This is a genomic window from uncultured Marinobacter sp. (assembly GCF_963974375.1).
Classification (GTDB): Bacteria; Pseudomonadota; Gammaproteobacteria; order Pseudomonadales; family Oleiphilaceae; genus Marinobacter.
The window spans coordinates 1-9,950 of sequence record NZ_CAXBDN010000161.1; the positions used below are offsets into that span (position 1 = coordinate 1).

Annotated in this window: 7 protein-coding genes and 1 pseudogene; 6 read left to right on the forward strand and 2 right to left on the reverse strand. The window is 54.9% G+C overall.

The features are described 5' to 3' along the window. Positions 1 to 1,203 (forward strand): annotated as a pseudogene (locus AAC035_RS13605) (hypothetical protein); the annotation flags it as partial. A gap of 170 nt (positions 1,204 to 1,373) precedes the next feature. Here the strand turns inward: AAC035_RS13605 and AAC035_RS13610 are convergent. Next, the gene (locus tag AAC035_RS13610; protein ID WP_339805062.1) at positions 1,374 to 2,699 is read right to left on the reverse strand and encodes an ATP-binding protein; all 1,326 of its coding nucleotides are present in this window, start codon (positions 2,697 to 2,699) and stop codon (positions 1,374 to 1,376) included. After that, positions 2,689 to 3,354, reverse strand: coding sequence for a response regulator transcription factor (locus AAC035_RS13615; RefSeq protein ID WP_339805064.1), 666 nt, complete (start codon positions 3,352 to 3,354; stop codon positions 2,689 to 2,691). Before AAC035_RS13615 ends, AAC035_RS13610 begins: the two co-directional genes overlap by 11 nt. A 62-nt stretch (positions 3,355 to 3,416) precedes the next feature. On the opposite strand from AAC035_RS13615, the gene AAC035_RS13620 reads away from it, so the two are divergent. The 5 genes from AAC035_RS13620 to AAC035_RS13640 all read left to right on the forward strand — a co-directional run bounded on the left by AAC035_RS13620 (position 3,417) and on the right by AAC035_RS13640 (position 9,648). Continuing rightward, positions 3,417 to 4,838: a ferric reductase-like transmembrane domain-containing protein gene (locus AAC035_RS13620; protein WP_339805066.1), complete on the forward strand. Its 1,422-nt coding sequence runs from the start codon at positions 3,417 to 3,419 to the stop codon at positions 4,836 to 4,838. 76 nt (positions 4,839 to 4,914) lie between these two features. Beyond that, positions 4,915 to 5,301 carry a PepSY domain-containing protein gene (locus AAC035_RS13625; RefSeq protein WP_339805068.1) on the forward strand — a complete coding sequence of 129 codons (387 nt, stop codon included), beginning with the start codon at positions 4,915 to 4,917 and terminating at the stop codon, positions 5,299 to 5,301. A gap of 54 nt (positions 5,302 to 5,355) precedes the next feature. Beyond that, positions 5,356 to 5,829, forward strand: a complete 474-nt coding sequence (locus AAC035_RS13630; RefSeq protein ID WP_339805070.1) for a DUF2271 domain-containing protein — start codon at positions 5,356 to 5,358, stop codon at positions 5,827 to 5,829. Between the two features lie 22 nt (positions 5,830 to 5,851). Further along, positions 5,852 to 8,071, forward strand: a complete 2,220-nt coding sequence (locus AAC035_RS13635) for a PepSY domain-containing protein (protein ID WP_339805071.1) — start codon at positions 5,852 to 5,854, stop codon at positions 8,069 to 8,071. Between the two features lie 779 nt (positions 8,072 to 8,850). Further along, positions 8,851 to 9,648 (forward strand): site-specific integrase, encoded by a 798-nt coding sequence (locus AAC035_RS13640; RefSeq protein WP_339805073.1) that lies wholly within the window; start codon positions 8,851 to 8,853, stop codon positions 9,646 to 9,648. Positions 9,649 to 9,950: the final 302 nt, after the last annotated feature.

Here is a 9,950-nt window from a genome sequence, read left to right on the forward strand (position 1 = left end):
GGTTTTGCCAAGGCCATGCACGAAACGGGAATGGTGTCTGCCTATCATCCGATGCTGCTGCGCCACCTGCGAGGTCTGAGGGATGATCTGATCCCCCTGGCGCTGGGTCTGAGCATCACCGGCAACGACGTGCTTCAGTGCTACCGTCAGATTGTGTTTGAACTTATTGACCAGGCTATCTATCCGGAGACCTGTCAGGCGGTTTATGGTTTGACCCAGTTTCTCGAGCGAGCGTCCTTGTTCACCACACCCGTGGCATCGGGTTTGTGGCGCCAGCTTGAACTGAAACTGTGCCCGGCGGCCGCCGAAAAAATAACGGCGGTTTTTGGCGATGCGCACCCACCGCGCGTTTACCTGCTGGCCGGTGTGCTGAGCCTGTTGGGACAACCATTGGGGATCGGGCAGGGCAACAATCCCACCTGTCAGTCGGTGATTGGTCTGTCCATGTGGGCATTTAACGACGCGGATTTTCTGTTACAGCTGGTGGCCTGGGCGGCACGGGATGACGATGTCACCATGCGTTTTGAAGGCCAGCATATCAATTCCCGTTACCTGGAAGCTGGCCTGGCGAAAGAACCGCCAACGGACGTGGACCCGGTGTCGCTGATTCTGATTCCTCATCTTGACCGCATCTATGGCGAAATGGGGCGCCTGTGCGGCGCGCGCGACGACGATCTGCACCGCTGGATCAACCCGGAAATGTACGGCTGGTGGGTAGGCCATGGTTTTCTCAGCGTCACCAATCATGAAACCGGGAAAATTCATGATTATGAAGACTTTATCCGGCATTTCCATGCCTGTTATCACCCTTATTACAATGGCAATATCCCGGTTATCCATCCGCAACCGGCTGGCATCGCGGTTACCGACAGTGGCGGCCGCATGGTCGGGCGCCACGCTATTACCATTATCCGGGTAAACCTGGACCGCGATGGCGAGATGCGGATCTACTTCTTCAATCCCAACAACGACAGCGGCCAGGACTGGGGCCAGGGAATCGACTGCTCAACCCAGAGCAACGGTGAACGCCATGGCGAAGCCTCACTGCCGTTTGCCGAGTTCGCCTCGCGCCTGTGGGTGTTCCATTACGATCCGCGGGAACTGGGGGATCTGACGCTGGTTCCGGAAGCGGATGTTGAACGTGCTACGGAGCTGGGGCGGACCAGTTGGGCCATTGGGTATGAGTTGGTTGCGGAGGAGTAGGCCTGATCTGGTTCATGAAATAGTTGATCTGGGACGATTGTAAGTGTTCTCGTGAACCCACCGTCATCTGTGTGTGAGCTTTCATTAAAAGCTCCTTGATGGGGCGCCCAATTTCCGTGAAAGTTGTTCTGGCGAAGAACACGAGTGTGGCAACCAGGAGTCGGTGAGTGTCAGATACATGCCAGATTCAGCTCCGCTTCAAAACCATCTTGCCGCCCAGTTGCCGGTGATCTCAGATGCAAGGTCATGCCGGCACCTTTAGCAATCGCATCGGCAATAGCGAGGCCCAAGCCAGAACCTGCCGCGTCCGTTTTGGCGCGTGCAAACCGGTTTCTTATAAGAGTAAGCTGTTCCGGTGGCACCCTTGCACCGCCATTGCAGACCTTTAAAACCCCTTTATCGTTCAGTTTGATCTCCACCGGCTGGCTACGGGAGCCATGCTTAAGCGCATTCTCGATCAGGTTACGCACCAGGATGGCGAAGGCGTCGGGATCAAGAAAGGAGTTCACTTCGTGCTCCGGCAAGGATAAAACAACTCGCCCGGGTGCCTGGTCCTCAAAATCCCGGACAATCATCGCGAGGATGGGCACAAGATCCTGCTGGTTTTGTGAGAGTGCACCGCCGCCTTCCGCTTTAGCCAGTTCCAGCAGTTTTCCGGACAGCACAGACAGACTGCGTAACGCTTCTTCAATTTCCGCAACATCCTTCTTCAGATGATCATCGGGCACTCTGGTTTTGAGTCGCTGCACTTTGGCGAGCGCTGTTGCAAGGGGAGTTCGCAGTTCATGGGCACTGTTCGAGGTAAAACTGCGTTCCGATTCGATAGCACGTTGCAATCGCTCAAGCAGCCGGTTGACGGAAACGGCGATTGGTTCAAATTCACGGGGTAACTGCTCTTCTACAACAGGGGAAAGATCTCCCGCGCCACGGGACTCGAGATCTTGTTGAAAGTCGACCACAGTGCGCAGCGACAGCCGGACGATCCACCAAATACCCAAAAGGCTGACCGGAATCAGAACCACTAAGGGCATCAGTAAGGCCAAACCCGCCTCCAGAGCAGATTCACGCCTGTGCGCCAAGGGTTCAGCCACTTCAAGATAGATCGTATTGCTGACCGCAGATACGCCATATAGCCGGTGGGTCAGGGTATCTGAAAATCCTTCGGCGGGGGTTCTGCTAAACACGTCAGGGTCGGCATCGTGGGACTGGAGCAGAATATTTCCATCTTCGTCCCGTACCAGATAAGTCAGGTATTCGTCATGGTCTTTAAGGGCTGGGGCCTTTTGATTGCCCGCACCGTTCTCACGGTTCAGGATGTCGGTGACCGCCAATGGCAGTATCCGCTGGGCGGTTTCTTCCAGGGCGCTGTCGAAGACCTCGTTCATTTCGTGCTGTGCCACCAGTCCCGAAGCGGTCACGCCCAACAGCCAGAGCAGCGTGACGCCGAGTGTCAGGCCGATACCGAGTGTTTTCTGCAGGCTGGTTCTAGTGGCCATGTGTTTCCAGGCGATAGCCCATTCCCCTGACGGTTACGATAGCGTCCCGGCCCAACTTTTTACGCAGACGGCTGACATAAACTTCAATGGTGTTACTTTCGATTTCGGCCCCGAAAGCGTAAAGACGATCCTCCAGTTGCGATCGCGATAACAGCATTCCGGGTCGCTGGATAAAGCCTTCAAACAAGGCCCATTCCCGTGCCGTCAGCTCTACCGGCTGCCCGTTGCGACTGATGCGGTGATCGCCAAGATCAATCACCAGATCGCCCACTTGTATGATCGGGCTTGGATTGCCCCGATATCGGCGAGCCACTGCGGCCACGCGGGCCGACAACTCCGAAAGATCAAAGGGCTTGACCAGGTAGTCATCGGCACCGGCATTTAATCCTTCAATCCGGTCAGACACCTGATCCCTGGCCGTAAGAATGATCACCGGTGTTGTTATTCCGGTAGCCCGGAGTGTTCGCAAAAAGTCGAAGCCATGGCCGTCTGGCAGCATCAGGTCCAGCAGAACCAGGTCATAGGCTGTGGTCCTGACACTCGCCTCGGCAAAGGCCAGCGTTTGCATCCAGTCGACAGCGTGGCCGTCGTCCGCAATCTGATCCCGCACCGCCTCGCCCAATCCCACCGTATCCTCCACCAAAAGTACCCGCATCGTTCACCTCTGACCCAGCCCTGAAATCAAGATACTACAGCTCAAACCTGACAACAGCCTGAATGGTCAATAATGCTTCGATCTCTCTTAACCGATCTTCAGCTGGCTGTCAGGTTTGGACGCTAGCCTTAGAGGGAATAGTCCAGGTGCCGATCGCAGGAGATGTGATGATGTGGATAATTTTTCCTTTCGTTGTATTGGTTTCGGGCCTATGGGCCTGGAACCTCTTTGCAGGTCCAGGGGCCGGTTCGCCCTGGACAGTCTATGACCAGAGCCTGCTGCTCAGTGGGCTATTATCCATTGCTCTGATGTCACTGACCATGATGCTGGCACTGCGCCCAGCCTGGTTGGAGAGACCGCTGGGCGGGTTGGATCAGATCTATCGCACACACAAGTGGGCGGGCATTCTGGCAGTCGTATTCGCCGCTGCTCACTGGCTGATTGAAATGGGTGACGATGTTATAGAGTCGATTTTCGGGAAGGCCGGCAAGCTGCACGACCAGGATTATTCCGGGTTCATCGAGACCATGCGCGACGCTGCGGAAGAGGTAGGTGAATTCGCCGTTTATCTGCTGTTCGCCATGCTGTTGATCACTTTGTGGCGCAAGTTTCCCTACAAATACTGGCGCTATCTGCATCGCGGCATGCCAGTGCTTTACCTGTTGCTCGCTTTCCATGCGGCGTGGCTTACTCCGCTGCAATGGTGGCAGCAGCCGATCGGTGTGCTGATGGCCATGTTGCTCTTTGGCGGCAGCATCGCCAGCGGGCTATCTCTGGCGGGCAGAGTCGGCCGTCGTCGCCAGGTTTGCGGTACGGTCACCGCTATCAAAACTCCAGATCGTGAGGTCACCGAAGTTACCTGCCACATGGGGCCGGCATGGCGTGGCCACCGTGCCGGGCAATTTGCCTTTGTAACCTTTGACCGGATAGAGGGCGCACACCCGTTCACGATTGCCAGTGCCGATCGGGAAAATGGCACTGTCACCTTCATCATCAAATCGCTTGGCGACTTCACCCGCAATCTGAGCCAGAAAATCAGAGTGGGGCAAACCGTTAAGATAGAGGGCCCTTACGGCTGTTTTAATTTCGATCGCCGCAACCGCAAATCCCACCAGATCTGGATAGCCGGTGGCATCGGGATTACGCCGTTCCTGGCCTGGCTCGAAGCCCTGAGCAGCGCCACCGACGCCACCGTGTCTGAAGCCGATCTGCATTACTGCACGCGTAATGCCGGCCAGGATCCCATGGTGGATCGACTTCGGGCACTTTGCAGTGACTTTCCCGGGATTCACTTGGAGATTCATGACAGCAGCAAGGGTGAGGCGTTGTCTGCCGAGACGTTGTCTACCAACGGACGCTCGGCTGCAGGCGCTGAGGTCTGGTTCTGCGGCCCGGCAGGGCTGGGGCAAGCCATTAGAAACAGCTTGCGGTCAGCACCCTTCCGCCTGACTCGCTTCCATAAAGAAGCCTTCCAGTTCCGCTGATAATGTCTGGAGTGTTCAGGCCACTGTCAGGTTGGCGTCTTAAAGTGGATCTAACGCAACCAGCAGGAGAGACACCATGAAGACCAAAACCATTATTCTGAGCCTGTCTTTGTTACTTCTGAGTGGCACCGCAGTGGCCGATGACGACTGCGATGATCCTGTGGCGAGTTGGCAGCCCCGTGAACATCTGCGTGAAAAACTGGAAGCCGAAGGCTGGACAGTTCACCGAATAAAAGTTGACGACGGTTGTTATGAAGTCAGAGGCCTCGACGCCGATGGGATCAGGGCAGAAGCCTCTTTCGCGCCCGCTTCACTGACAATGATGAAGTGGGAACGTGAAGACACGGACGATGATGACAGAGACCACGGCAACAGGAATACGAGAAATGGACAGGAGAATGTCAAAAGTCAGGCACCACGCAACGGCATCGTCAATGGTCGCCCCACGGTTACCGTTGAGTAGCTGAGTGAATTTGCCTGTTCATTTAACGTTCAGCAGTTTTTTCGGAGACCATTTATGAAAACGTTCGTTCTCACTTGCAGCCTTTTTGCCGCCTTGGCTTTACCGGTATTCGCCCAGGCCCGCGACGTGACCTTCACCACCGAATTACAGAATTACGGCGGCGATGGAGCCTATCTGGCGCTGTATCTTACCGATGCCGCCGGAGAGTATCAGGGTACCCTTTGGGTTTCCGGGAAGAAATCTAAATACTACAAACACTTGGAAGGCTGGGCCCGCGGCAGTCGGCTAGATCCGGCAGAGTATGATGGCTTGACCGGTGCCAGTGTCACCAGTGGCCGCACGCTGAAAATCACTCTGAACCTCGATGATTCGCTGATCGATAACGGCTATGAAGTTCGGGTCGACTCTGCCGTTGAGGACATGCGCGATATCAGAGCGGATGTCGTCGCCCCCCTGACCACCGAAGGATCCGGCAAGCCGGTTTCAGGGCGCGGTTATGTGCGCGCTCTTACCTACGAGCTTCAATAATTCACCAGGAGCATCGGCTATTATGTTGCGCAAGTTCCACAGTTTACCGGGTTTGCTTGCAGGCTTGATCCTGATGGTTCTCTCGGTCACGGGTGCTGTCCTGGCTTTGGCACCGACGTTGGATAGAGTTTCAGCGGTCATTCCGGCTTCCGGTGAGCTCAGTATTGCCGAGCTGGCTGACCGGATCGTTGCTAACTATCCCGGGACTGAGCAGATCGTGCGAGAGCCTTCTGGCAAGGTCATCGTCTATTACAGCCGTGACGGCCAGGCCGGTGCGGATCTGGTGAATCCGGTAACAGGTGAGGGCACGGCACCCTACGAACCCTCCGCTTTCTTTGGCTGGGTCAGGGATCTACATCGTGCGTTTATGCTGGATGATGCCGGTAGAGCGCTGGCCGGCGTATTGGCTGTTTTGATGGTACTTTTGTGTATTTCGGGGATTTTTTTGATAGCCCGCCGCACCGGGGGTTGGAGGAATACATTAAGGCCGCTATCCGGCTCAGGCGGGAAACGCATCCATGCCGAATTGGCCCGGTTTGCCGTGCTCGGCCTACTGTTATCCGCGCTGACCGGTAGCTATATGTCGGCACAGCGCTTTGGTTTGCTGCCGGAAGCGCCTGACACCGGGCCAAGGTTTCCGGCTGAGGTCTCAGGCGGGCAACCGTCGCCCGTCGGCACCTTAAAAGCGCTAGGCAATTTCGATCTTGGCGAACTCCGGGAACTGGTGTTTCCCTATCCCGGTGATCGGCAGGATGTCTATTCGCTGTCAACAGCCGGCGGCTCCGGTTTTGTGGACCAGGCAACGGGCGAGTTACTGCAATACCAGCCGCACTCTGACGGCAGCGCATTGCAGCACTGGATCACCCGTTTGCACACCGGCGAAGGCCTGTGGTGGCTGGGCCTGATTCTTGGCGCTGCGGCACTGACTGTGCCAGTTCTCTCGGTCACGGGCGCAACCATCTGGTGGCAGCGTCGCCGGTCGTCAGGACAGCTTCCTGACAATGCCGATCCTGCTCAGGCGGATACAATTATCCTGGTCGGCTCCGAAGGTAATGCTACCTGGAAATTTGCCCGTGAGCTCCATAGCAGTCTGAATAAGGCCCGTTTCCGAGTGCATTGCAGCGAGATGAACACCCTGGCTGAGCAGTATCCGCAGGCTTCCAGGCTGTTCGTGCTGACGTCGACATATGGCGATGGTGACGCACCCGCATCGGCCCGGCGGTTTATGGCCAGGCTCGGTGATTTCCGTGCCAAGAAAAATCTGCGATACGCGGTGCTGGGTTTTGGTGATCGGCAGTTTCCGAATTTCTGTCAGTTTGCCGTGGAGGTGGATGCTGCGCTCGCCCGTAAAGGCATGAGCCGTTTGCACGCCATTGAGTTGATTGATCGGTGTTCTGCCTCGCAATTTGTTGAGTGGGGAAACCGGGTGGGTGAGCTCATCGGTACTCCGCTTTTGCTGAACTACAGAGCGTTGCAGCCAGCTACGGTAAAACTGGAACTGGTAGAAAGAGCGGATTACGGGATTGCGGTGCAGGCGCCAACCAGTATCTTCCGGTTCAAGCCGGCGGAGCAGGGCGGATGGCCAACGGTTTTTTCCAGAAGGTTTAAAGCGCTGCCACCCTTCGAAGCGGGAGACCTGGTTGGGGTTATGCCCCCAGACGGTCAAGCCCCGCGGTTCTACTCGCTCGCGTCCTCGGCTAGTGACGGGATTGTTGAGATATGCGTCCGCAAGCAGGCCGGCGGTCTATGCTCCGGGTATTTGCATGACCTCAAGCCGGGAGATTGTATCGATGGCTTCATCCGCCCCAATCCAGGCTTCCGGCCGGCTGCGGATAGCCGGCCAGTTATTCTGATCGGTGCAGGTGCCGGTATTGGTCCGTTAACCGGTTTCATCAGAAACAATACCAGATGCAACCCTATGTATCTGTACTGGGGCGGTCGCGATTCCAGGTCGGATTTTCTCTACCAACCCGAGCTCGGGCGCTATCTTGAGGATCATCGACTGAGCGGGCTGAACACTGCCTTCTCAAGAGCAGACGAGCGTACCTACGTGCAGGATAAGCTCAGGCAGGATGAGTTGGCGGTACGGCAGATGGTTAACACCGGTGCGCAGATACTGGTCTGCGGTGGCCGGGATATGGCTGCGGCCGTGCGGCACGTCATAGAAGACATTCTCAAACCGTTGCAAATCGATATTGAAACTCTGAGAGGCCAGGGGCGTTATCTTGAAGACGTATATTGATGGACAAAGCGACAAGGGCGAACGGAGCCTATAATCACAAAGCACCACATTGCGTCCTGAACAGGAGGCTGAAACATGCCACCCACAGAAAATGAAAGACTGCTATTTGCTACTGGGCATTTTGCGCAGGGGTTATTGGGGGGCTAGATCTTCAGTGGCTCATATGGTATTTAACATAATATACATTATACGCAGTTGTGGATAACTTCCGGGGGCCGTCCGCGCGCCCGACCGGTCCCGATTATACGACCACCCAAAGTACTTAATTTTTCAACGCAATGTACTTAATTTCCACGTAAAACGCTTAATTTGGCGTATGGCTGCTAACCGTATGAATGTGCGCCCTCGAACAAGCAAACGTTCTGTAGCGTGTGACGAACGCTGAGATGACCGAGACAAGGCGCCTGAGGCACATTTAGTAGTCCTAACGAAGTCCCACTGACCAAGGCCCGAACTGGGCTGTGAAATCACTCTTCTGCAGTTGCCTATGCCCTTCGTGCCTTGTGTAGGCCTGGCGAAGCACGCTGGCGGGGTCGATGTTCGCCAGTGCTAGAAAGACCGTATGCGATTTGCTTGCCGGTGAGTTCCTGGAACCACCGAATTGTCGTAGGTAAGAAATACTTGGCGGATGTGCTTTCAAATTAACTTGGAAGCTCAAAGTGCCCCCATGGGTAGAATTCTCACCACTTGGCACGAAAAATCCGTTAAAATAACATTATTACGGATTTTATTTTTGCCCTATCCGTGTTGTCTCCCAACGGTTCACCAGGAGCTTTCAGATGAGCAAGACCGGTCAGGCACGCGTGCTCACGCCCGAACAGTTCGCCCAGCTCTTGCGCGTTATCCAGGAGCATCGCTACCCGGAAAAGAATACTGCCTTGGTTCAGATCAGTTTCAAGCTCGGACTGCGAGTTCAGGAAATCGCACTTCTACAGATCAAAGATGTCGCCGAACTCGGCCCTGAAGCCTCTGGCCAACGTTCGTTCAAACTTAAAGAAATCCTGGCCTTGCCTGCGGCTTACACCAAGGGTGCAGACGCACTGAATCGGTCCAAATCAACCTACCAACGCAGACGGATCAGTTTCAGTGTTCACGATTTTCACCAGCTTGTTCAGCGAATTGAAACCATGGCCAAAGCCGGCGCCGAAATCAAACCGGAGGATTTTTATCCTGAGGTCAAAAAACATCGTGGTAAATCGCGTGATCTTCCAATGAATGACGTTGCGCTTAGAACGGCTATAGACAATCACCTTGTGATCCACTTGGCAGCTCACCAATCGGTGAAAAGGACGGATCCCCTATTCCTAACTCAAAAAGGAGGTCCCTATTCTCCGAATACTCTCCAAGAACACTTTGCGCTCATGCAGAGACATTGGGCAGGTATTGAGCGAGCCAGCTCCCACAGTGGCCGGAGGACTTTAATGACGAATATCATTCATGAACAAAAGAGGTCAGTTAAAGTTGCACAAAAAATCGCTGGCCATGTGTCACCGTCAACAACGCTCATATATGAAGAACCTCCTGAGGAGTCACTGAAGGAAGCGTTGCAGGATGCCGGGTACAAATATGTTGGTTAGTACGGCAACCGAATCAACTTTAAAGCGCAGTCGTTATTATTGTTCAAACACCCTAAATGCACCCCGGTTTGCGTACCTGATAGGTTAAAATGTTCAGCCCACTTGTTATGTGGCTTGTTTAAAGCGCCTGACACCGACAGCTGCCCTGCCCCCTCCAGATCACGACTCATATGCCGATTCTGGCCAACCAAACGTGGATTTCATGGCTATTGGGGATGCATTGGTGCCTGAATGCGAAGTTGGGTTTGGTCGCAAAGCGAACCTTCAGGAAGGTTCATGAGTTTTGGTCCAAGTGGTTTGGT

Bases quoted from the DNA above. Each gene is read 5' to 3' on its own strand.
- AAC035_RS13615 (WP_339805064.1), bottom strand. From the start codon at position 3,354: ATGCGGGTACTTTTGGTGGAGGATACGGTGGGATTGGGCGAGGCGGTG.
- AAC035_RS13625 (WP_339805068.1), top strand. From the start codon at position 4,915: ATGAAGACCAAAACCATTATTCTGAGCCTGTCTTTGTTACTTCTGAGT.
- AAC035_RS13620 (WP_339805066.1), top strand. From the start codon at position 3,417: ATGGTCAATAATGCTTCGATCTCTCTTAACCGATCTTCAGCTGGCTGT.
- AAC035_RS13635 (WP_339805071.1), top strand. From the start codon at position 5,852: ATGTTGCGCAAGTTCCACAGTTTACCGGGTTTGCTTGCAGGCTTGATC.
- AAC035_RS13640 (WP_339805073.1), top strand. From the start codon at position 8,851: ATGAGCAAGACCGGTCAGGCACGCGTGCTCACGCCCGAACAGTTCGCC.
- AAC035_RS13610 (WP_339805062.1), bottom strand. From the start codon at position 2,699: ATGGCCACTAGAACCAGCCTGCAGAAAACACTCGGTATCGGCCTGACA.
- AAC035_RS13630 (WP_339805070.1), top strand. From the start codon at position 5,356: ATGAAAACGTTCGTTCTCACTTGCAGCCTTTTTGCCGCCTTGGCTTTA.